19 protein-coding genes are annotated in these 22,202 nt (G+C 74.7%); 14 read left to right on the top strand and 5 right to left on the bottom strand.

The window, feature by feature from the left end; all coding sequences use genetic code 11:
* Positions 1-48 precede the first annotated feature (48 nt).
* From pyrE to OG422_RS14130, 9 genes are all read left to right on the top strand, one after another.
* Positions 49-591, top strand: a complete 543-nt coding sequence (gene pyrE, locus OG422_RS14170) for an orotate phosphoribosyltransferase (protein WP_143944537.1) — start codon at positions 49-51, stop codon at positions 589-591.
* Between the two features lie 255 nt (positions 592-846).
* Positions 847-1,872 (top strand): class II fructose-bisphosphate aldolase, encoded by a 1,026-nt coding sequence (gene fbaA, locus OG422_RS14165; protein WP_143944536.1) that lies wholly within the window; start codon positions 847-849, stop codon positions 1,870-1,872.
* A gap of 110 nt (positions 1,873-1,982) precedes the next feature.
* Positions 1,983-3,683, top strand: a complete 1,701-nt coding sequence (locus OG422_RS14160) for an MFS transporter (RefSeq protein ID WP_405743128.1) — start codon at positions 1,983-1,985, stop codon at positions 3,681-3,683.
* 224 nt (positions 3,684-3,907) lie between these two features.
* Entirely contained in the window at positions 3,908-4,321 is a 414-nt protein-coding gene (locus tag OG422_RS14155) for a DUF3151 domain-containing protein (protein ID WP_143944156.1), read from the top strand.
* Between the two features lie 214 nt (positions 4,322-4,535).
* Positions 4,536-5,405 carry a tryptophan 2,3-dioxygenase family protein gene (locus OG422_RS14150; protein WP_405743126.1) on the top strand — a complete coding sequence of 290 codons (870 nt, stop codon included), beginning with the start codon at positions 4,536-4,538 and terminating at the stop codon, positions 5,403-5,405.
* A complete protein-coding gene (gene kynU / locus OG422_RS14145) occupies positions 5,398-6,759 on the top strand; it encodes a kynureninase (RefSeq protein ID WP_405743124.1) in 1,362 nt (453 codons plus the stop codon). Before OG422_RS14150 ends, kynU begins: the two co-directional genes overlap by 8 nt.
* Positions 6,756-7,535 carry an alpha/beta hydrolase gene (locus OG422_RS14140; protein ID WP_405743122.1) on the top strand — a complete coding sequence of 260 codons (780 nt, stop codon included), beginning with the start codon at positions 6,756-6,758 and terminating at the stop codon, positions 7,533-7,535. Before kynU ends, OG422_RS14140 begins: the two co-directional genes overlap by 4 nt.
* A gap of 96 nt (positions 7,536-7,631) precedes the next feature.
* Positions 7,632-8,993 carry a sensor histidine kinase gene (locus tag OG422_RS14135; protein WP_405743120.1) on the top strand — a complete coding sequence of 454 codons (1,362 nt, stop codon included), beginning with the start codon at positions 7,632-7,634 and terminating at the stop codon, positions 8,991-8,993.
* Positions 8,990-9,646, top strand: coding sequence for a response regulator transcription factor (locus tag OG422_RS14130; protein ID WP_143944160.1), 657 nt, complete (start codon positions 8,990-8,992; stop codon positions 9,644-9,646). Before OG422_RS14135 ends, OG422_RS14130 begins: the two co-directional genes overlap by 4 nt.
* Before the next feature lie 182 nt (positions 9,647-9,828).
* On the opposite strand, the gene OG422_RS14125 is transcribed toward OG422_RS14130, so the two are convergent.
* A complete protein-coding gene (locus OG422_RS14125; protein WP_405743118.1) occupies positions 9,829-10,740 on the bottom strand; it encodes a hypothetical protein in 912 nt (303 codons plus the stop codon).
* 236 nt (positions 10,741-10,976) lie between these two features.
* On the opposite strand from OG422_RS14125, the gene OG422_RS14120 reads away from it, so the two are divergent.
* Complete coding sequence (locus OG422_RS14120; RefSeq protein WP_405743116.1) at positions 10,977-12,263, top strand: adenylosuccinate synthase; 1,287 nt, start codon at positions 10,977-10,979, stop codon at positions 12,261-12,263.
* Between the two features lie 157 nt (positions 12,264-12,420).
* Here OG422_RS14120 and OG422_RS14115 read toward each other — a convergent pair whose 3' ends face one another.
* Together OG422_RS14115 and OG422_RS14110 are read right to left on the bottom strand one after the other, a co-directional pair.
* Positions 12,421-14,343, bottom strand: coding sequence for a protein kinase domain-containing protein (locus OG422_RS14115; protein ID WP_405743114.1), 1,923 nt, complete (start codon positions 14,341-14,343; stop codon positions 12,421-12,423).
* Positions 14,344-14,553: 210 nt separating this feature from the next.
* Complete coding sequence (locus OG422_RS14110; RefSeq protein WP_405743112.1) at positions 14,554-16,008, bottom strand: serine/threonine-protein kinase; 1,455 nt, start codon at positions 16,006-16,008, stop codon at positions 14,554-14,556.
* Between the two features lie 689 nt (positions 16,009-16,697).
* Here OG422_RS14110 and OG422_RS14105 point away from each other — a divergent pair.
* Positions 16,698-17,492, top strand: coding sequence for a polyphosphate polymerase domain-containing protein (locus tag OG422_RS14105; RefSeq protein ID WP_405743110.1), 795 nt, complete (start codon positions 16,698-16,700; stop codon positions 17,490-17,492).
* Between the two features lie 66 nt (positions 17,493-17,558).
* On the opposite strand, the gene OG422_RS14100 is transcribed toward OG422_RS14105, so the two are convergent.
* Positions 17,559-17,945 (bottom strand): ATP-binding protein, encoded by a 387-nt coding sequence (locus OG422_RS14100; RefSeq protein WP_405743108.1) that lies wholly within the window; start codon positions 17,943-17,945, stop codon positions 17,559-17,561.
* A gap of 195 nt (positions 17,946-18,140) precedes the next feature.
* Between OG422_RS14100 and OG422_RS14095 the strand changes: the two genes are divergently transcribed.
* From OG422_RS14095 to OG422_RS14085, 3 genes are all read left to right on the top strand, one after another.
* Positions 18,141-19,505: an aspartate aminotransferase family protein gene (locus tag OG422_RS14095; RefSeq protein WP_405743106.1), complete on the top strand. Its 1,365-nt coding sequence runs from the start codon at positions 18,141-18,143 to the stop codon at positions 19,503-19,505.
* Between the two features lie 274 nt (positions 19,506-19,779).
* On the top strand, positions 19,780-20,454 hold the full coding sequence (locus OG422_RS14090; protein WP_405743104.1) for a GntR family transcriptional regulator: 675 nt from the start codon (positions 19,780-19,782) through the stop codon (positions 20,452-20,454).
* A gap of 149 nt (positions 20,455-20,603) precedes the next feature.
* Positions 20,604-21,254 (top strand): hypothetical protein, encoded by a 651-nt coding sequence (locus OG422_RS14085; protein WP_405743102.1) that lies wholly within the window; start codon positions 20,604-20,606, stop codon positions 21,252-21,254.
* A gap of 73 nt (positions 21,255-21,327) precedes the next feature.
* Here the strand turns inward: OG422_RS14085 and OG422_RS14080 are convergent, their stop codons facing one another.
* Positions 21,328-22,131, bottom strand: a complete 804-nt coding sequence (locus OG422_RS14080; protein ID WP_405743100.1) for an SLATT domain-containing protein — start codon at positions 22,129-22,131, stop codon at positions 21,328-21,330.
* Between the last annotated feature and the right edge of the window lie 71 nt (positions 22,132-22,202).

Raw genomic sequence — 22,202 nt, 5'->3', positions numbered from 1 at the left:
GCAGTGGCCCGGCATCTGCCCCATGAACGACCTCGTAAGCTCGTGGGCATGACCGAGGACGTACGCGGCGCGCTGCTGCAGCAGATCAAGGACAAGGCCGTGGTGCACGGCAAGGTGACGCTCTCCTCCGGCAAGGAGGCCGATTACTACATCGACCTGCGCCGGATCACCCTGGACGGTGCGGCGTCGCCGCTGGTCGGGCAGATGATGCTGGACCTGACCGCGGAGCTGGAGTACGACGCGGTCGGCGGTCTGACGCTGGGCGCCGATCCCGTCGCCGCGTCGATGCTGCACGCCGCCGCCGCGCGCGGCCGCCGGCTGGACGCGTTCGTCGTCCGCAAGGCGCAGAAGACCCACGGCATGCAGCGCCGTATCGAGGGCCCGGACATCAAGGGCCGCCGGGTGCTGGTGGTCGAGGACACCTCGACCACCGGCGGTTCGCCGCTGACCGCCGTCGAGGCGGCCCGGGAGGCGGGCGCCGAGGTCGTCGCGGTCGCGACGATCGTCGACCGCGGCGCCGCCGACGCCCTTGCCGACGCCGGTCTGCCGTACCTCACCGGCTACCGTCTCGGCGACCTCGGACTGGCCTGATCCGAGGCCGCCTGGCCCGCCGCGCGGGCGGCCCGAATCCGGCGGGTGGCGCCGGGCTCTTCCGTACGCCACCGTGCTGACCTGTGCTTTTCTTCGAGAGGTCGGCTGTTTCACGTGAAACAGCCGACCTTCGGCGTGTCCGGACCGGCGGGCGATGCGGAGCAATCCGGGGCGTCTGGGAAGATGAGGACGGCGAGGTCGTCGCCCCCTGGTCAGGGCCGCAACGCATACCCGTACTTCACAAGGAGCGGACAGATGCCCATCGCAACTCCCGAGATCTACAACGAGATGCTCGACCGGGCGAAGGCGGGCAAGTTCGCCTACCCCGCCATCAATGTGACCTCGACGCAGACGCTGCACGCGGCGCTGCGCGGCTTCGCCGAGGCGGAGAGCGACGGCATCATCCAGATCTCCACCGGCGGTGCGGAGTTCCTGGGTGGCCAGTACAGCAAGGACATGGTCAGCGGCGCGGTGGCGCTCGCCGAGTTCGCGCACGTCGTGGCCGGGAAGTACGGCATCAACGTCGCGCTCCACACCGACCACTGCCCCAAGGACAAGCTGGACGGCTATGTCCGCCCGCTGATCGACATCTCCGCCGAGCGGGTCGCCAAGGGGCAGCACCCGCTGTTCCAGTCCCACATGTGGGACGGCTCGGCCGAGACGCTGGCGGACAACCTGGCCATCGGCCAGGAGCTGCTCGCCAAGGCCGCCGCCGCCAAGATCATCCTTGAGGTCGAGATCACCCCGACCGGCGGCGAGGAGGACGGCGTCAGCCACGAGATCAACGACGAGCTGTACACCACCGTCGACGACGCGCTGCGCACCGCCGAGGCGCTGGGCCTGGGCGAGAAGGGCCGCTACCTGCTGGCCGCCTCCTTCGGCAACGTCCACGGCGTCTACAAGCCGGGCAACGTCGTGCTCCGCCCCGAGCTGCTGAAGGACCTCCAGGAGGGCGTCGGCGCCACGTACGGCAAGCAGGCGCCGTTCGACTTCGTCTTCCACGGCGGCTCCGGCTCCACCGAGCAGGAGATCACCACCGCGCTGGAGAACGGTGTGGTCAAGATGAACCTCGACACCGACACCCAGTACGCGTTCAGCCGCCCGATCGCGGACCACATGTTCCGCAACTACGACGGTGTGCTGAAGGTCGACGGCGAGGTCGGCAACAAGAAGGTCTACGACCCCCGCAGCTGGGGCAAGCTCGCCGAGGCCGGTATGGCGAAGCGGGTCACCGAGGCGTGCGCGAACCTGCGCTCCACGGGCACCACGCTGCGGAAGTGAGCTGACACCGCGCCCGACGCGGTGACGAGGGCCTCGTACCACCCGGGTGGTACGAGGCCCTCGTGCATGTCCGACGGGAATCCGGGGCCGATCGCGGGCATGCTCGCCGTATGACGATGCCGAGTCCGCCCGGGGGTGTCCGCCTGGTCTCGCCGCAGGGCCGGTGGGTGCTGCTGACCGCCGTCCTGGGGTCGGGCATGGCGATGCTCGACAGCACGGTCGTGAACGTCGCGCTGCCCCGCATCGGCGCCGATCTCCACGCCGACCTGGGCGTTCTCCAGTGGACCATCACCGCGTACATGCTCACGCTCGCCTCGCTGATCCTGTTGGGCGGGGCGTTGGGGGACCGCTTCGGGCGGCGGCGGGTGTTTCTCGTAGGGGTGGTGTGGTTCGCGGTGGCGTCGCTGCTGTGCGGGCTGGCGCCGACGCCGGGCGGGCTGATCGCCGCCCGGGCGCTCCAGGGCATCGGCGGGGCGCTGCTCACGCCGGGGTCGCTGGCGCTGATCCAGGCGGTGTTCCGGCCGGACGGCCGGGCGCGGGCGGTCGGCGCCTGGTCCGGGCTCGGCGGCGTCGCCACGGCGATCGGCCCGTTCGTCGGCGGCTGGCTGGTGGACGGCGCGGGCTGGCGCTGGGTGTTCTTCCTCAATGTGCCGCTGGCCCTGGTCTGTGTGCCCGTCGCGCTGCGGTACGTACCGGAGACCCGGGAGCGGGCGGCGGCGCGCGGCGGGTTCGACGTGGCGGGGGCGGTGCTGGGGGCGCTGGCGCTCGCCGGGGTGACGTACGCGCTGATCGCGGCACCGGAGCGGGGGCTGTCGGCGGGGGTGGTGGTGCCGGGCGTCGCGGGGCTGCTGCTGGGGGCGGCGTTCGTCGCGGTGGAGCGGCGGCGGGCGGAGCCGATGCTGCCGCCGGAGCTGTTCGCCATCCGGCAGTTCAGCGCGGTCAACGCGGTGACGGTGTGCGTCTACGCCGCCTTCAGCGGGTTCTTCTTCCTGGCGGTGGTGCAGCTCCAGGTGGTGGCCGGGTACTCGGCGCTGGCGGCGGGGACGGCGCTGCTGCCGACGACGGTGCTGATGCTGCTGCTCTCCGCCCGCTCGGGCGAACTGGGGCAGCGGATCGGGCCGCGCATCCCGCTGACCGTGGGGCCGCTGCTGTGCGCGGTCGGGATGCTGCTGATGACGCGGGTGGGCGCCGGGGCGTCGTACGTGGTGGACGTGCTCCCGGCGCTGGTGGTGCTGGGCGCCGGGATGGTGACGCTGGTCGCGCCGCTGACCGCGACGGTGCTGGCCTCGGTCGACGTGGACCGCGCCGGGCTGGCCAGCGGCATCAACAACGCGGCGGCGCGGGCGGCGGGCCTGGTGGCCATCGCGGCGCTGCCGCTGCTGGCCGGGATGGGCCCGCAGGCGTACCGCTCGGCCGACGCCTTCGCCGTGGCGTTCCGCCGGGCCATGCCGTGGTGCGCCGGGGTGCTGCTGGTCGGCGCGGTGATCGCGTGCGTGGCGGTCCGGACGGTGCCCGCGGTGCCGGAGGAGCAGGAGGAACAGGAGGAGGCCGGGGCTCCGGAAGCAGTCGCGGCCCCGGAAGCGGTCGGGGCGGCGGAGGCGGCCGGGGGTGCGAGCGCGGCGCACGAGGGGGCGCGGCACGGGGCACCGTGCCACCCGGAGTGCACGTATCACTGCGGGGTGGGGGCGCCGCCGCTCGATCCGGGGGATGTGGAGGTGGGACGGCCGTCGGGTGCGGGGGCGCCGCCGGGGCCGGGTGCGCCGTCCGGGCCCGGCGCGGAAGCGGGCGGCCCGGAGAGGCCCGGCCCGTAGGGCGACCGGGGAGCGTAGAGCGCCCGGGGCGCCGTGCGGCCCGCCACGTCCGGCCTGCCACGTCCGGCCCGGCCGTGCGCCCGGAAGCACGGGCCGCCCCGCCAACCGCACCCCGCCGTGGACGCGCCCCCGCTCCCGGCCCCGCCACGCCCCTTTTCAGCCACCCGCCCATCCCCCCTCCGGCCCCCCGCCAAGCCGCTCCCGCGACCAGGCAGACTTGGGGCATGGCCATTCACGAGAACCTTCTGGGGGGACCGCCCCCGACCCATCTTCCCGACGACCCGGGCCCGCGCGAGCTGCTCGCCGCCGGTACGGCCCCGGCCGATGTCGCGGCCAAGTTCCCGACCTCTTCGCTGGCCTGGGCACAGCTCGCCGACGACGCGTTCCAGGGCGGCCGGACCGTCGAGTCGTACGCGTACGCCCGGACCGGCTACCACCGTGGGCTCGACGCGCTGCGGCGGGCGGGCTGGAAGGGGCACGGCCCGGTGCCGTTCGAGCACGAGCCGAACCGCGGCTTCCTGCGGGCGCTGCACGCGCTGGCCCGCGCCGCCCGCGCGATCGGCGAGGACGCGGAGTGCGAGCGCTGCACCACCTTCCTGCGCGACTCCTCCCCCACCGCGGCGGACACCCTGTCCTGACCCACCCGGGGCCGGCCGTGCGGACGGCCGGCCCTCGGGCGCCCGCGACACCGCGCCCGGTACCGGTCACGCGGAATGTCGGCCCTTGCGCCGCCCGGGACCAGCACCGATGATGCGAGTGGGGCGGCTGATCCGTCCCGAGGGGACCGGGGCTCCCGAGCCGATCAGGAAGGGGCGGACCGCTACCCGGAGTTCGCAGCCTGAGGAGTCCCTCATGTCGCACCCTTCGCCGTCCGCGCACAGTTCGCCCGTCGCCCCCGGCGACGCGCCGCTCGCCCCGGATCTCACCATCGGCGCCGCCACCACCACCCCGTACGAGGACTACGTCCGCGCCGACGTCCTCACGCATCTGCAGCACCCGCTCTCCGACGACCCCGGCGAGATGGTGTTCCTGGTGACCACCCAGGTGATGGAGCTGTGGTTCACCGTCATCGTCCACGAGTGGGGTACCGCCTGTGAGGCGCTGCGCCGCGACGACCTGCCGGTGGCGCTGGACGCGCTGGAGCGCTCCACCCATGAGCTGACGGCGCTGAACGCCGCCTGGCAGCCGCTGGCCCGGCTGACCCCGGCGCAGTTCAACGCGTACCGCGGGGCGCTGGGCGAGGGTTCCGGTTTCCAGTCCGCGATGTACCGGCGGCTGGAGTTCCTGCTCGGCGAGAAGTCCGCGTCGATGCTGGTGCCGCACCGCGGTGCGGCGCGCGAGTACGCCGAGCTGGAGAAGGCGCTGCACGAGCCGAGCCTGTGGGACGAGGTGCTGCGGCTGCTGGCCCGCCGCGGCCATGCGGTGCCCGCCGCCGTGCTGGAGCGCGATCCGGCCGAACGGTACGAGCCCGATCCGGCGGTCGAGGCGGTCTGGGCCGAGGTGTACGCCGGGGAGCAGGACTCCGATCTCGTCACCCTGGGCGAGGCGCTGACCGATGTCGCCGAGTTGGTCTGGCGGTGGCGCAACGATCATTTGGTCGCGACCCGGCGGGCGATGGGCGCCAAGATGGGTACCGGCGGTTCCGCGGGCGTGGCCTGGCTGGAGAAGCGGGCCCGCAAGAACGTCTTCCCCGAGCTCTGGACGGCACGCAGCCATGTCTGATCACCGCGAGAACCACGAGCCCCAGGCGCCCCGCGACCACCGCGCGGAGGCCGCCACCCTGGACGCCTCCGACCCGTTGGCCGGTGTCCGCGACCGCTTCGTCCTCGACGACACCGTCTACCTCGACGGCAACTCCCTGGGCGCGCTGCCCCGCTCCGTACCGGACAAGGTCGCCGATGTCGTCGCCCGGCAGTGGGGCGAGATGCGCATCCGGTCCTGGACCGAGGGCGGCTGGTGGGAGGCGCCGGAGCGGATCGGCGACCGTATCGCACCGCTCATCGGGGCGGCCCCGGGGCGCGTCGTCGTCTCCGACTCCACCAGCGTCAACGTCTTCAAGGCGGTCATCGCGGGCGTCCGGATGGCCGGTCCCGGCTGTACGGAGATCCTGGTCGACGCCACGACGTTCCCCACCGACGGCTACATCGCTCGCTCCGCGGCGCGGATGACGGGCCTCGCGGTGCGCCCGGTGGAGCCCGCGCGGATCGCCGACGAGGTCACCGAACGGACCGCGCTGGCGCTGGTCAACCACGTCGACTACCGCACCGGACGCCTCCACGACCTGCCCGGCATCACCGCCGCGCTGCACTCCGCGGGCGCCCTCGCGGTCTGGGACCTCTGCCACAGCGCGGGCGCGCTGCCGGTCGGTCTGGATGCGCACGGCGTCGACCTCGCGGTGGGCTGCACGTACAAGTACCTCAACGGCGGGCCCGGTTCGCCCGCGTATCTGTACATCCGCGAGAGCCTCCAGGAGCGGTTCGACTCGCCGCTGCCGGGCTGGAACTCGCATGTGGAACCGTTCGGGATGATCTCGCGGTACGAGCCGGCCGACGGCATCACCCGGGGGCGCGTCGGCACCCCCGACATCCTCTCGCTGCTCGCGCTGGACGCGGCGCTGGACGCCTGGGACGGCGTCACCGTCGAGGCGGTCCGCACCAAGAGCCTGGCGTTGAGCGACTTCTTCCTCGACTCCGTGGCCGCGTACGTACCGCCCGGCGAGGTCCGCTCGGTGACGCCGTACGACCACGCACGGCGCGGCAGCCAGGTGTCGCTGGAGTGCGCCGGGGCGGGCGAGGTGATGGCGGAGCTGATCCGGCGCGGCGTGGTCGGCGACTTCCGCGAACCGGACGTGCTGCGCTTCGGGCTGACCCCGCTGTACACCTCCTTCGGCGACGTGGAGCGCGCCGCCCGGGTGCTGGGGGAGGTGCTGCGGGAGCGGTCGGCGGAGGACGGCGCGGGCGCGGCTGGTTCCGGGGAGGCCGGTGGCCCGGCCGGTTCCGGTCCGGCCGCCGGTCCCGGCGTTTCCGGTCCGGCCGCGGGCGCCGACGGCCCCGCCCCCGGCGGCCCCGCCGCATGAGCGTTCCCGATGAGGAGGCGGCGCTGCTGGGGCTCGCCCCGGTGGCGCCGCACCGCTCGGTGGCGTACGGGCCGCACCCGGACCAGTGCGTCGACCTGTACGACCCGGCCCCCGGCACCGCCCGCGGCCCGCGCGTCGTCCTGGTGCACGGCGGCTTCTGGCGCGCCGCGTACGACCGGACGCATCTCTCCCCGGCCGCCGCCGAGCTGGCCCGGCAGGGGCTGCCCGTCGCCCTCGTCGAGTACCGCAGGGTCGGTGGGGGCGGCGGCGGGGACCGTACTTTCGACGACGCGGCGGCGGCGGTCGCGGCGGCCACCGCGGCGTGGCGGGCGGACGGTCCGGGGCCCGCGCCCGTGCTCGTCGGGCACTCGGCGGGCGGGCAGCTGGCGCTGCTGACCGCGGTGCGGGCGGCGGCCGGGCGGATCGGGCGGGTGGTCGCGGTCGCACCGGTCGCCGACCTCGCGGCGGCGCACCGGCTCGGGCTGAGCGACCACGCCGTCGCCGCCCTGCTCGGCGACGGCCCGGGCTTCGCGGAACGCCTCGCCGCCGCCGACCCCGTACGCCATCCCCCGGCGGGCGTTCCGGTCACCGTGCTGCACGGTACGGACGACCCGGAGGTGCCGCCGCGGCTCTCGCGGAGCTTCGCCGACGCCGCGCGGGCCGCCGGGGTGCCGGTGACGCTGCGCGAACTGCCCGGGGTGGGCCACTACGCGCCGTTCGTCCCGTCCGCCGCGGCGTTCCGCACGCTGCTGGACGAGCTGCGCGGCTCCGCCTGAGACCGGCTCCGCACACCGCGTAGTACTTGAGGCGGACCTCGGCAGATCCCCATTGGTGGGGACGATTCGGCGGGGCGTCCTGCTTACCGTGGTGGGGTGAAAGAGACCCAGTCGCAGGACGCCCTGCGCTCCGAGGCCCGGATCGCCCGTGGCGCGCTGCACCTGCTGCGCAAGGACCTCTTCGAGGACGCCTTCGCCTTCCGCCCGATGCTGCCGCTCGACGACCCCGGCGTACCGGGCTGGCGGCAGCGGCTGCCGCGGCGGATCCGGCGCTACGTCCGGTGGGCGCCGCACATCGTGGTGGCGCTCGCCGCGGTCGCCAACTTCCTGCTGGGGGTCACCGCCACGCTCGACCTGGGCAGCTCCTACCACTACGGCATCCTCCACACCCCGCTCTCCCTCGTCTTCTCCCTGCTCGTCGCGGCCCCGGTGGCGCTCACGCTGTTCCGGCCGGTCGGCGCGTTCTGGGTGTCGTTCGCCGGGTTCGTCCTCGCGATGCTGGACGCCGCGAACGGCTCCTACGACGCGACGTGGCCGATGGTGTCGCTGCCCACCCATGTCGTGGTGATGGCGCTGGTCGTGCTGCGTACCCGGCCGCGGCTCGCGCTGGAGATGTGGGTGGTGACGATCGTCGCCGGCGGGATGCTGTCGATGGCGTCGGGTTTCGGCTACCGCGAACTGCTCGCGCTCGCGGTGCCCTCGGCCTTCATCCTCACCGCCGCCGCCGCGGTCCGCGCCTGGCGCGAGGAGCGGCGGCACGTCGTCGAGACGCAGACGGCCACCGCGGAGGAACGCTCCCGCCGCACCCTGCTGGAGGAGCGGGCCACCATCGCCCGGGAGCTGCACGACGTCGTCGCGCACCACATGTCGGTCATCGCCATCCAGGCCGAGGCCGCGCCGTACCGCGTCGAGCACACCCCGCCGGAGCTGGCCACCTCGTTCGCCACCATCCGGGAGAACGCCGTCGCCGCGCTCGCCGAACTCCGCCGCATCCTGGGCGTCGTCCGCTCCGAGGACCCGGACGCGTTCGCCGAGCACGACCCCGAGGCGCCCCAGCCGAGCCTCGCCCGGCTCGACGGGCTGCTGAACAGCGTGCGCGGCGCCGGGCTGACCGTCGAGGCGGTCGTCACCGGCGCGGCGCGCCCGCTGCCGCAGGGCGTGGAGCTGTCCGCGTACCGCATCGTCCAGGAGGCGCTGAGCAACACGCTGCGCCACGCGCCGGGCGCCGAGGCGCGGGTGGAGATCTCGTATGTGCTCGGCGGGATCGGGCTGCGTATCGTCAACGGGAAGCCCAGCCGGCTCGCCACCCCGTCACCGGGCGCGGGCCACGGCGTGCTCGGGATGCGTGAGCGCGTGCAGATGCTGGGCGGGGAGATGACCGCCGACCACACCGAGGACGGCGGGTTCGAGGTCGCGGCGTTCCTTCCGGTTTCCGCCGCGGGGGAGGCGAAGCCATGATCCGGGTGCTGATCGTCGACGACCAGGTGATGGTCCGCGAGGGCTTTTCGGTACTGCTCAACGCGATGCCGGACATCGAGGTGGTCGGCGAGGCGGTGGACGGGCGGCAGGCCGTCGCGAAGGTCGGGGAGCTGCGGCCGGACGTCGTCCTGATGGACATCCGGATGCCGGAGATGAACGGTCTGGACGCGACCCGCGAGATCGTCGCGGCCGACGCGGACGCGAAGGTGCTGGTGCTGACCACCTTCGACCTCGACGAGTACGTCTACCAGGCGCTCCGTTCCGGGGCGAGCGGCTTCCTGCTCAAGGACGCCTCGGCCGGGCAGCTCGCCGACGGCGTCCGGGTCGTCGCCTCCGGCGAGGCGCTGCTCGCGCCGACCGTCACCAAGCGGCTGATCTCGGAGTTCTCCCGGCTCGGCGCTCCGCGGGCGCCCGCCCAGGAGCGCATCGGCGAGCTGACCGAACGGGAGACGGAGGTGCTGGTCCTCGTCGCCCAGGGCCTGTCGAACGGCGAGATCGCCGAGCATCTGGTGGTGGCCGAGTCGACGGTGAAGACGCACGTCAGCCGCATCCTCGTGAAGCTCGGCCTGCGGGACCGCACACAGGCGGCGGTCTTCGCGTACGAGGCGCGGTTGGTGACGCCGGGGGGTTGAGAGGGGCGGGGGCCGGGGCTTCGCGGCCGGGCCGGGTCGGCTTCTCGCGTGATGTTGTCCACAGCCTGTGGACAGCGAGGCGTGCCGCTGCGGCGGGTCGCCCGGCCTCGTTCGCCTGCTCCAGTGGGCAGCCCGGCCTCGTCCGCCGCTCCGGTGCGCCGACCCCGCGTGTGCTGCCCGCCTCACCCCCGCGGCAGCGTCAGCCGCCACGCCCCCGGCTGCACCGTCCAGGTCCGCGTCCGGACCGGGCCGCCGACCAGCGCATCGGCGCGGTAGCGGAAGTCCGGGCCGGAGACCGTCACCGCCCGCGCGCGGGCCCGCAGCGGGCGGTCGGAGCCGGGTCGGTCAACCACCACCTCGGCCAGGCCGTCGCCCGCGCCGGGCGCCGTGGTGTCCGGCGCCCCGTCGTCCCCGGCGCGGGCGCCCGGCACCACACAGACCCGCCGCACCGGCCGGTCCAGGTCCGCCAGCAGCACGCCGTCCGCCTCGATCCGCAGCCGCTGCCCCGGTACGGCGTGCCGCTCCCGCCCGGCGGCCTGCGCGGCGAGCGCCGACAGCGCCGCCCGCGCGGTGCGCGCCGCCGGACGCCACCAGGGCCGCCGCCCGCCGCCGTCGGACGTGGCGGGCGCGGTGGGCGCGGTGGGCGCACCTGCCGCCGGATACGCCCCGGGGGCCGCGGCGCCGTCCCCGTACGGGATGCGCAGCCCGCCCAGGACGATGCCGTCGCTGTCGTCGGTGAGCAGATCGAGGGCGCGGGCGTCGCCGTCCAGGACGGTGCGGGCCGCGGCCACCGTGCCCGCGGGCACGCCCAGCGTCCGGCTCAGCGCCACCGCGTCCGCCGCGCCGACCGGCACCACCGACACGGCGACCCGCGCCAGCTCCCGTTCCTTGTGCAGCACGCCGACGGCGAACAGCAGCGCGCGGTCGTCGCCGATCACCACCGGGCGCCTCCGGCCCCGCCGGGAGAGCGCGCGGGCGAACTCCTCGGGGCTGTCCGGAAGGCAGATTTTCGCCCCCGCGCCCGCGCACAGCACGTCCTTGGCGATGCGGACGGACTCGCCGTCCGCGGTGCGGGCTGCGGGGTCGATGACCACGAGCAGAGGGGTCCCCCGGACGGAGTCCGATGAAGAGTGCCCAGAAGGCTGCGCCGACACCTCGGTCCTTCCTCAGGTAGCATCTCGGTGCAAGAGCCCCTTGCGCTATTGCGCCAGGGGCTTCGTCTATTCCGGGGCACCGGTTCGACGGCTGCAGTGATGACATCCGCGTGCGACCGCATGCTCACGCCATCCACGCACGTTGGACATGCCCCGCCCGGAAGGGGTGTACGCCTGTGCCCGCACTTGTGCTGCTCGGTGCTCAGTGGGGTGATGAGGGCAAGGGAAAGGCCACCGATCTGCTCGGTGGGTCCGTTGACTACGTGGTGCGTTACCAGGGCGGCAACAACGCCGGTCACACGGTCGTCGTGGGCGACCAGAAATACGCACTGCACCTCCTCCCTTCCGGAATCCTCTCGCCGGGGTGTACCCCGGTCATCGGCAACGGCGTCGTCGTCGACCCGGCGGTCCTGCTCTCCGAGCTGAGCGGACTCAACGAGCGTGGCGTCGACACGTCCAAGCTGCTGATCAGCGGCAACGCGCACCTGATCACGCCGTACAACATCACGGTCGACAAGGTCACCGAGCGCTTCCTCGGAAAGCGCAAGATCGGCACGACGGGCCGCGGCATCGGCCCGACCTACGCCGACAAGATCAACCGCACCGGCATCCGGGTGCAGGACCTCTTCGACGAGTCCATCCTGCACCAGAAGGTCGAGGCGGCCCTCGACGTCAAGAACCAGGTGCTCGCCAAGCTCTACAACCACCGCGCCATCGCCGCGGAGCAGGTCGTGGAGGAGATGCTCGGCTACGCCGACCAGCTCCGGGGCTTCGTCGCCGACACCACGCTGCTGCTGAACAACGCGATCGACGACGGCAAGGTCGTCCTCTTCGAGGGCGGTCAGGGCACCCTCCTCGATGTCGACCACGGCACGTACCCCTTCGTCACCTCGTCGAACCCGACCGCGGGCGGCGCCTGCACGGGCGCGGGCGTCGGACCGACGAAGATCAACCGCGTCATCGGCATCCTCAAGGCGTACACCACCCGCGTCGGCGCCGGTCCGTTCCCGACCGAGCTGTTCGACAAGGACGGCGAGGCGCTGCGCATCATCGGCGGCGAGCGGGGCGTCACCACCGGCCGCGACCGCCGCTGCGGCTGGTTCGACGCGGTCATCGCCCGCTACGCCACCCGCGTCAACGGCCTGACCGACTTCTTCCTCACCAAGCTGGACGTGCTGACCGGCTGGGAGCAGATCCCGGTCTGCGTCGCGTACGAGATCGACGGCAAGCGGGTCGAGGAACTGCCCTACAGCCAGAGCGACTTCCACCACGCGAAGCCGGTCTACGAGATGCTGCCGGGCTGGTCCGAGGACATCACCAAGGCCAAGACCTTCTCCGACCTGCCGAAGAACGCGCAGGCGTACGTGAAGGCGCTGGAGGAGATGTCGGGCGCCCCGATCTCCGCGATCGGCGTCGGCCCGGGCCGCGACGAGACGATCGAGATCAACTCCTTCCTCTCCTGAGCCCCGCGGGGCCGCCCGCGGGCCGCCCCGACGACCCGGACGGCCGGGCCGGTGGACGCACCACGTCCACCGGCCCGGCCGTTTCACGTGAAACGGCAACCGTCGCGCCCTGGTTGCCGTTTCACGTGAAACGACGACCGCCGCGACCGGAATCCGCTCAGCTCGCACGGGAGTAGTTCCTCGGGCGCAGATCGCGGCCGAGGAAGTCACGGCGCAGATCGCCGGTGCCGGTGAGCCGCAGCACGGAGGAGTGGCCCGGACGGCACTCCGGCCCGGGGTGGTCGACCACCGTGGGGCCGATGACCAGCTCGTTTCCTCCGGCGTAGAGGTCGGCGTGGGCGGTGCAGCTGCCCTCGGGACCGGTGGCGACGAGCGTGGCGACCCGGCTGCCCACCGGCGACCGGGTGAGCGTCAGCCGCTGGGTCGAGCCGCCGCCGGTCGACCGCTCCCAGGCGCCGAGGAACCCGTCCGGCACCCGCTCCGCCGCCGGCGCGACGCGGCGCAGCGTCGCGGTGCGGCCCGCCGCCGTCCACCGGAGCGTGCCCTCGGGCCCGGGCCGCAGCGTGTGCTCGCCGAGCGCGGCGCACCGGCCGGGCGGCAGGGACCGGACGACCTTGGTGTCCAGCCGCAGCGCGGGCCGGTCCTCCTCGTCCCGGACGGAGACCAGCTTGGCGTCGCTGCGGCACTCGTACGTCCCACCGAGGCTGGTGCTGTTGGCGACCACCTCGCCGACCTTGCCGTGGCTGATCACGAACCGGCGCCGCTGCCCGGTGGGGACGCCGTCGCGCAGCACCGGCCCCGCCCAGACGCCGACGTAGCGGCCGGTGATGTCCGAGGAGTCGTCGTCGTCCGCGCTGTCGCCGCCGCGCAGCGCCGGAAGCGCGAACGTCCCCGCGGCCAGCGCGCACACGGCCGCGGCGATCAGCAGCACGCGCCGCCGCCGACGGCGCGGGGCGCCGGAGCCCGCGCCCGCCGGGTGCGGAACGGACGTGGCGCCCGGGACGGCGGTCGGCGCGCCCGCGACGGGGACGGGCGGCGGCCCGGCGGGCGCCTGCTGCCCGGGCCGTACGGTCGCGTCCGCGTCCGCCGCGGTGACGGGGTGCCGGGGCGGCAACGGCACCGTGCGCTGCGGATCGCCGGGCGGGGTGTCCGTGTCGAGGAGGCGCACCGCATGGCGGCCCAGGTGGGCGATGAGCCCGGCGGGCAGCCAGGGCGCGGCCGGGTCGCCGTCGCGCAGCGGATCTATCCGGGCGGCGATCTCCTCCGGCGTCGGACGGTCCTGCGGCTCCTTGGCCAGACAGGCGCGGATCAGCTCCTGCACCGGGCCCTCGGGCGCCGCCGCCAGATCCGGCTGCTCCTGCGCGATCTTGAACATCACGGCGTGCACACCGGAGTCCATGCTGCCGAACGGCGCCCGGCCGGTCGCCGCGTACGCCAGCACCGAGCCGAGGCAGAAGAGGTCGCTCGCCGGGCCGACGCGGTGCCCCTGGACCTGCTCGGGCGACATGAAGCTCGGCGAGCCGACGACCGTGCCGGTCCCCGGCTGGGTCTGCTCGCCGACCGCGTCCAGCGCCCGGGCGATGCCGAAGTCGATGACGCGGGGGCCGTCGATGGTCAGCAGGACGTTGGACGGTTTGAGGTCGCGGTGGACCAGGCCCACGCCGTGGATGTCGATCAGCGCGCAGGCCAGTCCGTAGGCGAGGCGGCGCAGCGCGTACTCCGGGAGCGGGCCGTGCAGTCCGGGCCCGCCGAAGCCGCGGCCGACCACCTCGCTCAGCGTGGGCCCGGCGATGTAGCCGGTGGCGACCCACGGCACCGCGGCCTCGGTGTCGGCGTCCAGGACCGGCGCGGTCCAGCGGCCGCCGACCTTCCGGGCGGCCGCCACCTCGGCCCGGAAGCGGTCCCGGAACTCCTGCTCGGCCGCCAGCTCCGTCCGGATCAGCTTCACCGCGACGGTTCTGCCGCCTTCCGAACGCGCGAGGTAGACCCGGCCCATGCCGCCGCTGCCGAGCCGGCTGAGCAGCCGGTAGTCCCCGATCCACGCCGGATCGCCGGCCATCAGCCCGCGCAGGCCCTCCATCCGGGCGCCTCCCGTGTCGTTGCCGTGCCCGCCGCCGTCGTCGGCGCCGCGCCGTCACCGTCCGGCGCCCCTCCCGACCCTAGGTGCACCCGGACCGCACACCGGCCGCCAAGTCGTTACGACGGGAGAACGATCGGTGGCGGCACGGGTGTCGGGGCACCCGCGCTGACCGGCGGGGTTCCCCCACCGTGCGCGAATCGGGCGCCCGGCTCACCGCACCTTGCGGTACGTCAGCGCCGACGCCCCGCCGTCGCCGTCGAAGGAGCGGCGCAGCCCCTCGTCGGTCTTCTCCAGCGTGCTCGGCGCACCCGGACGGCAGCTGGTGGCCGGGCCGGAGACGACCCGGGAGGGGCCCAGCCGGACCGGCGGGCCCGCGGAGCGCAGTGCGGCGGAGAAGGTGCAGCTGTAGGCGGCGCCGGACGCGGTCATCGTCAGGACGGTGTCCCCGGCCGCGCCCTGGGCGAGGGTGAACCGGCGCACGTCCGCCGAGCCGTCGGCCGACGCCTCCCAGGTGCCGAGGAACGCCGCCGGGATCCGGCCGGCCGGCGTCCCGCCCGAACCGCCGCCGCCCGTCGCGCCGTTGTCCTCCGTCGTCGCGTGGTCGTTGCGCAGCAGGAAGTACGCGCCGCCGGCGCCGGCCCCGGCCAGCGCCAGCGCGGACGCGATGATCAACGCGGTGGTGGCGCCCCGGCGGCGCCGCGGCGCCGGGGCGGGTGCCGGGGCCGTCGCCGGGTCACCACCGGTCTCGGGGTGCTCGGCCTCCAGCAGCTCCACGGCACCGCGGCCGAGCCGGGCGACCAGCGCGCCGGGCAGCCACGGTTCGTCGTCCGCCGTCGTCCCGGCGAGCGCCGCCGCGTCCCGTTCGGCCCAGGCGACCAGCTGTGCCGGGGAGGGCCGCGCGGCCGGGTCCTTCGCCAGGCAGGCGGAGATCAGCGGGCGCAGCCCCTCGGGCACCGCGGCGAGATCCGGCTCCGCCTCGGCGATGCGGTACATCACGGCGTGCACCTGGCTCTCCGGCGTGCCGAACGGGGAGCGCCCGGTCGCCGCGTACGCCAGCACCGAGCCGAGGCAGAACACATCGCAGGCCGGGGTGAGATCGTCGCCGCGGACCTGCTCGGGCGCCATGAAGCCGGGCGAGCCGACGGCCTCGCCGGTGCGCGTCACGCCGTGGTCGGTCACCGCCTCCAGGGCCCGGGCGATGCCGAAGTCGATGACGCGGGGGCCGTCGAGGGTCAGCAGGACGTTGGACGGTTTGAGGTCGCGGTGGATGATGCCCGCGGCGTGCACGGATTCCAGCGCGCGGGCCAGCCCCGCCGCCAGGATGCGGACGGTCCGCTCGGGCAGCTTGGTGCCGCCGCCGACGGTCTGCTGGAGGGACGGCCCGGCGATGTAACCGGTGGCCACCCAGGGCGTCTCGGCCTCGGTGTCGGCGTCCAGGACCGGGGCGGTCCACTCGCCACCGACCCGCCGCGCGGCCCGCACCTCGCGCCGGAAACGGGTCCGGAACGCGTCCTGACCCGCCAGTTCGGCGCGGACCAGCTTCACCGCGACCGTACGGCCGCGGTCCGAGCGGGCCAGATAGACATGGCCCATGCCGCCTTCCCCGAGGCGCCCGATCAGGCGGTAGTCGCCGATCCGGCGGGGGTCCTGGTCCCTGAGCGGCACCGGCCCACCGGTGCGTACCGGCCGTCCCGCGCGTCCTGGGTGCAGTTCCACGATCGCCGCCCTTTCCCCCGAAGCCACCCCCGGAGCCGCCCCGAGGATATCGACCACCCGGCGGTGCCCGGAGGGGCGCACCCGGCGGAGTGCGCCCCTCCGGTCCGCGACGCCCGGTAGGGGGGTGCGCTCAACCCGGGGAGGGGGTGCGCTCAACCCGCGGGTCCCTAGCGTGCGGGGGGTACCGGAGAGCGGCCGACGGGGTCCGCCGCAGTGCCGTACGGACAGCCCGCACGGACGGACCGCACCAACGGAGAGGGGGACGGGATGGAGCGCCAGGGACATCGGCCGATGCGACCGGCACCGGCACCGGTCCGCGCGGGCCGAACCGGCCCCGGCCCCGGTCCACGCGGTCGTGGCCGTTCCCGACCCGGCCCCGTACGGGACGGGACCGTCCCGGCGCCGTCCCGATATCCGGACGGTCGGTCGGGTGCCCGGTGCCGGAAAGCGGGTATGCGGCCTCCTGCGCGGCGCCTTCTCCAGGGCGGGCCGGTCCGGGTGAGGCACCGGAAGGGCCCCGCCCGGCGGACCGTCCGCCCCGGAACGGCACCGCATCCCCCGTCCTCCCCGACCCGGTATCCGCCTTCCGGTTCCGCCCCGCCGCAGGCCGCCGCCGCACGAACGCCAAGGAGACCCGCGTGATCCCCGCCGTACGCGCCATCGCCCGCGCCGCCATGGGCGCCCGCCCCGTTCCGCTCGCCGACGTCCAGGCGCGCGCCGAACTCCTCGCCCGGTACGACAACCGCTACCTGGTGCCGGTCGACGTCTTCGCCGAGTTCGCCGCCGAGCTGACCGACCGGCGCCGCCCCGGCGGTCCGTTCGCCTCGCTGTGCATCAACGGCCGCCGCTGGTTCCGTTACCGCTCCGTCTACTACGACACCCCTGACCTGCGCTCCTTCCACGACCACCAGCAGGACCGCGGGCGCCGCTTCAAGATCCGCGAGCGGCTCTACCAGGACACCGGTGAGCGGCAGTTCGAGGTCAAGCTCAACGGCACCGGCGGCCGGACCGTCACGCACCGCCGCCCGCTGCTGCCGGACGACGCGGCGCTCGGCACCGGCCAGCGCGACTTCCTCGCCGACGTCCTCGACCGCGCCTACGGCATCGACGCCCCCGCCGATCTGGACCCCTCCCTGACCACCGACTACCAGCGCGCCACCTTCGTCGCCGACGGACAGCGCATCACCTGCGACGCGGCCCTGGTCGGCAAGGACGCCCGCACCGGCCGCAGCGTCCGCGCCGACGGCGGGCTGGTCCTCGTCGAGACGAAGACCACCGCCCCGCTGTCGGAGGCCGACCGCCTGCTGCACGGCTACGGCCTCCGCGCCGCCCCGTTCACCAAGTACTGCGGCGCCCTCTCGGCCCTCCGCCCGGACCTGGCCGCCCACCACTGGCAGCGCACGGCGGGGACGGCGTTTCCGGCCCGGGGGTGAGGGGACGGACGGGGCGGTGCCCGGGGACTGCCGGGCCCGTTGACCCGGGACGGTCGCCCGGCCGGTTCAGTCGGCCCGCCCCGGGTGGCGCACCCCGCGTTCCCCGGTGCCGCCGGGTTCCGTACCCGTAGGGGATCCCGTACGGGCACCGGGCCCGGTACGCGCCCCCTCCCCGCCGAACACCGCCGTCACCCGGGCGCCGCCGCCGGGGGCGCGGGTGAACTCGACCGCGCCGCCCGCCTCCTGGGCGGCGCGGCGGACGATGTCCAGGCCGAGCCCGGTGGAGCCGCCGCCGCTGCGGCCGCGTTCGGGGACATGGCCCCCGGGGAAGCCGGGGCCGTCGTCCTCGACGACGAGCCGCCCGCCGTCGCCGTCCGGGGTGCGGACCACCGCGAGCCGTACGCCGGTGCCCTCCGGGGCGCCGGGCCCCCGGCGCCGGCGCGCGCCCGACATCCGCACCCCCCGGCGCCGGCGCGCGCCCCCGGCTCACCCGCCGCCCCGGCCGCCCCCACGTCGACACACTGTCCGCGCCCACCGCGCCTGCCGTACAGACTGTCGGTACCGGCGGATGGCCGGTGATCCCTAGGGTGAAGAGGTTCGCCACGTCTGTCCCCGGCGGACCCGAGCGACCGATCCGAGGTACTGACCGTGACCACGACGCCCCCCGCCCCCTCCGCCGCCACCGGCGCGGCCGTGAAGGCCGCCGACCGCGCGCACGTCTTCCACTCCTGGTCCGCACAGGGCCTGATCGACCCGCTGCCCGTCGCCGGCGCCGAAGGCTCGTACTTCTGGGACTACGACGGCAACCGCTACCTCGACTTCTCCTCGCAGCTGGTCAACACCAACATCGGCCACCAGCACCCGAAGGTCGTCGCGGCGGTCCAGGAGCAGGCCGCGAAGCTCTGCACGATCGCCCCGGGCTTCGCCGTCGACGTCCGGTCCGAGGCCGCCCGGCTGATCGCCGAGCGCACCCCCGGCGACCTCGACAAGATCTTCTTCACCAACGGTGGCGCGGAGGCCGTGGAGAACGCGGTCCGCATGGCGCGGCTGCACACCGGCCGCCCCAAGGTCCTCTCCGCCTACCGCTCGTACCACGGTGCCACCGCCGCCGCGATCAACCTCACCGGCGACCCGCGCCGCTGGCCCTCGGACACCGCATCGGCCGGTGTCGTCCACTTCTGGGGCCCGTTCCTCTACCGCTCGCCGTTCCACGCCGAGAACGAGGCTCAGGAGTGCGAGCGCGCCCTCGCCCACCTGGAACAGACCATCGCCTTCGAGGGCCCGCAGTCGATCGCCGCGATCGTCCTGGAGACCATCCCCGGCACCGCGGGCATCATGGTCCCGCCGCCCGGCTACCTCGCCGGTGTCCGCGAGATCTGCGACCGCCACGGCATCGTCTTCGTCCTCGACGAGGTGATGGCCGGGTTCGGCCGTACCGGCCACTGGTTCGCCGCCGACCACTTCGGCGTCACCCCCGACCTGCTGACCTTCGCCAAGGGCGTCAACTCCGGTTACGTCCCGCTCGGCGGCGTCGCGATCAGCGCCGAGATCGCCGCGACCTTCGAGACCCGCCCCTACCCGGGCGGCCTCACCTACTCCGGCCACCCGCTGGCCTGCGCCTCCGCCGTGGCCACCATCCATGCGATGGCCGAGGAGCGGATCGTGGAGAACGCCGCGGAGATCGGCGAGACGGTCATCGGCCCCGCGCTGCGCGCCATGGCCGAACGCCACCCGTCCGTCGGCGAGGTCCGCGGCCTGGGCGCCTTCTGGGCCCTCGACCTGGTCCGCGACAAGGAGACCCGCGAGCCGCTGGTGCCGTACAACGCGTCGGGCGCCGAGAACGCCCCGATGGCGGAGTTCGCCGCCGCCTGCAAGCGGGGCGGCCTGTGGCCGTTCGTCAACATGAACCGCACCCACGTCGTTCCGGCCTGCACCATCACCGCCGCCGAGGCCGAGAAGGGCCTGGCCCTCCTCGACACCGCCCTCGATACGGCGGACGCGCACACGGTCTGACGGGACCTCCGCCGGTAGCGGCCCGCGTACGCTCCGCCGCCTCCCGGCGCACACCCCGCGTCGGGAGGCGCGCGCCCGGACCGTACGCGCCCCGTGCGACGCGCACCCCGGACCGGCACCGGGAGCGTCCCACCCCGGCCCCCGGGCAGGTCAGGGCGGCCCTCGCCTATCGTGGGCGGGGCCGCCCGCCTGTCGTGCGGCCCCCGTCCGTGACGCCCCGTCAGCGACGCGACTTCGCGGACGGCCCAGTTGTCGAAGGGGACGGACGGACACCATGGCCGCTGACTGGCCCGGCGGAGTCGTACGGCGCAACACCCTGCGCCGGCAGATCGCCGACGCGCTGCGCGACGAGGTGCTGGCCGGGCGGCTGCCGTGCGGCCACCGCTTCACGGTGAAGGAGATCGCCGAACAGTACGGCGTCTCCGCCACCCCGGTCCGCGAGGCGCTGCTCGACCTCTGCGCCCAAGGGCTGCTCGACATCGAGGAACACCGCGGCTTCAAGGTGCGCGCCTTCACCGCCGACGACTACCGCGCAATGGTCGAGGCCCGCACCCTCGTCGTCGAGGGCATCTTCCGCGGCCCCGGCGCCCATCTGCCGCGCCCGCCCGCCGAGGACCTGCTCTCCCTGCGCCGCCGCGCCGAGGAGGCCGAACGTGCCGCGCGCGCCGGTGACCTGGACGTGCTCATCGGCTACGACCTGCGCTTCTGGCGGGAGCTGGGCGGCCTGGTCGGCAACGCGTACATCAGGGAGTTCCTGGACCGCCTCCGGGTGCAGACCTGGATGTTCGCCGTCCCGCTGCTGCGCGACCGGCAGGAGCTGCGCGGCCTCCTCTGGCAGGGCCACCGTGCCCTAGCCGACGCCATCGCCCGGCACGATCCGGCCGAGGCACAACGGCTGATCGCGGAGTACAACGCGCACGCCCTCACCCTCGTGGGAACGCCCGGGTAGCACTACGCTGTCCCGACCGTCGGCCGAAGCCTCCGCCACCGCGGACCGCCCACCCGCACCCGACCCCGTAAGCTCCCTCCCCTTCGTCCGTCCTCTCCGCAACACGCGCGCCCATGCCAGTGGCCCCGACCGGAAGCGAGCACTCACTCGTGGCATGTGACCTGTGGCTGGTACCCCTCGTCGATGTGCTGTGCCACAGCCCCGACAACCCGTTCTCCGAAGAGATCGCCACCTACGACAAGGCCCTGACGGACGCCGGACTGCCACCGGTCCCCGTCTTCAGCTACATGCCGGGGCTCTCCGGCGACGTGGCGCCGGTCGCCGGTTTCGACTACGACGCGCTGCACTTCCTGCGCCGCGCCTACCTGCTGCACCTGTGCGGCCTGGAGGTGACCCCGGTCGACGAACTGGGCGGCGACTACGAGCAGTTGCTGGAGATGTTCGAGCAGGCGGCCCAGCAGTCGCACCTCGTCTGGCACTACGACCACGCCGGGGCGTACGTTCCGGTCGACTTCCCGCACCCGCTGTCCGACGAGGAACTTCTCGACGGCGGCGGCCCGTTGGGCTCCTCCCACGGGCTGCTGCGCGATCTCGAACTGGTCGCCCCGGCCCTCGGCATCGACCCGGCCAACCCGCCCGCCCCGCCCGCGCCGCCGTCCGGACCCACCGGCCTGGAGGAGCCGTCGGTGAGCCCGCCGTCCGACGACGGCCCGTTCGCCCGCGAACGCCACGTCTGGCTCGGCCTGCACGCGGCCGCGACCCGGAGCCTCGGCCAGGGCTCCATGATCGTCTTCAGCTGACGCGCAACCACCCCGGACACACCGGCCCCGGTGCGTGCCCCGCCCGGCGACGGACGGGCACGCACCGGGGCCGTCAGCGCGGCGGCTCCGGCGGACGCTGCCGCGGCATGTTCGGCCGGGCGCCCGGCGGCAGCGTGAACCGCCCGCCGCCCGGCTGCCCCGGGGCCTCCGCCCGCGGCCCGGACCACGGCAGCACCGGCCGGTCCGTCCGCGGCACCGGACCGGCCCGGAACTGCATCATCCAGTCACCGGTCTCGGACCGCACCAGCTCCCCGATGTCCTCGTGGAACCGGCGCAACACCCCCAGACACCGCTCCGCCGCCTCGCTCGCCGTGCCCTCCGCCGGGCCCAGCACCTCGCGCACGCTCTCCGACGCCCAGTCGAACTGGAGCGCCTCCAGCCGCCGCTGAATCGCCTGCGCCGTCGCGACGTCCCGCATCCAGCCCGCTGTCACCCCGAGGTACCGGTCGCAGCCCACGCAGACGGCGGCTATCAGCAGCGTCAGATACCCCCAGGGCGCCCCGCCGTGCCATGCGCCCGCCAGATCGACCAGCGGCAGCGCGGCGCCCACCGAGACCCCGGTGGCGGCACCGGCGCGCAGCGCCCGCGCCGCGCGCCGCTTGCCGCGCCGGTCGTGCAGATACCAGTCGGCGGCGCGCAGCGCGCTCTCCTCCGTCCACGCGTAGAGCGTGTCCAGCCGGTCGGCGGGCTCGCCCCAGTCGCCGTGCGGGAAGGCCCGGCCGGTCAGGTCGCCGGGCCCGCGCCCCTGGGAGCCGACCCCGAGCAGGGCGGCGGCCCGCTCCCAGGCGCGCCGCGGCTCCCGGCCCCGTCCGCCGTCCCCGGGCGGTCCCTCCGGCTGCATCTCCGGCTGACTCAACCGTGGACTCCCTCGTTGCGGCTACGTACGGTGCGCCCGGTGCGTAGGAAAAGCGGATGTGCGAACACCTC

This window comes from Streptomyces sp. NBC_01525 (assembly GCF_045040405.1).
GTDB lineage: Bacteria > Actinomycetota > Actinomycetes > Streptomycetales > Streptomycetaceae > Streptomyces > Streptomyces benahoarensis.
The sequence above is the reverse complement of the archived record's forward strand: the minus strand, read 5'-3'. Positions and strand labels throughout refer to the sequence as shown.

Coding starts and splice junctions, on each gene's coding strand:
- pyrE (WP_143944537.1), top strand. CDS start 49: ATGACCGAGGACGTACGCGGCGCGCTGCTGCAGCAGATCAAGGACAAG.
- fbaA (WP_143944536.1), top strand. CDS start 847: ATGCCCATCGCAACTCCCGAGATCTACAACGAGATGCTCGACCGGGCG.
- OG422_RS14160 (WP_405743128.1), top strand. CDS start 1,983: ATGACGATGCCGAGTCCGCCCGGGGGTGTCCGCCTGGTCTCGCCGCAG.
- OG422_RS14155 (WP_143944156.1), top strand. CDS start 3,908: ATGGCCATTCACGAGAACCTTCTGGGGGGACCGCCCCCGACCCATCTT.
- OG422_RS14150 (WP_405743126.1), top strand. CDS start 4,536: ATGTCGCACCCTTCGCCGTCCGCGCACAGTTCGCCCGTCGCCCCCGGC.
- kynU (WP_405743124.1), top strand. CDS start 5,398: ATGTCTGATCACCGCGAGAACCACGAGCCCCAGGCGCCCCGCGACCAC.
- OG422_RS14140 (WP_405743122.1), top strand. CDS start 6,756: ATGAGCGTTCCCGATGAGGAGGCGGCGCTGCTGGGGCTCGCCCCGGTG.
- OG422_RS14130 (WP_143944160.1), top strand. CDS start 8,990: ATGATCCGGGTGCTGATCGTCGACGACCAGGTGATGGTCCGCGAGGGC.
- OG422_RS14115 (WP_405743114.1), bottom strand. CDS start 14,343: ATGGAGGGCCTGCGCGGGCTGATGGCCGGCGATCCGGCGTGGATCGGG.
- OG422_RS14100 (WP_405743108.1), bottom strand. CDS start 17,945: ATGTCGGGCGCGCGCCGGCGCCGGGGGCCCGGCGCCCCGGAGGGCACC.
- OG422_RS14090 (WP_405743104.1), top strand. CDS start 19,780: ATGGCCGCTGACTGGCCCGGCGGAGTCGTACGGCGCAACACCCTGCGC.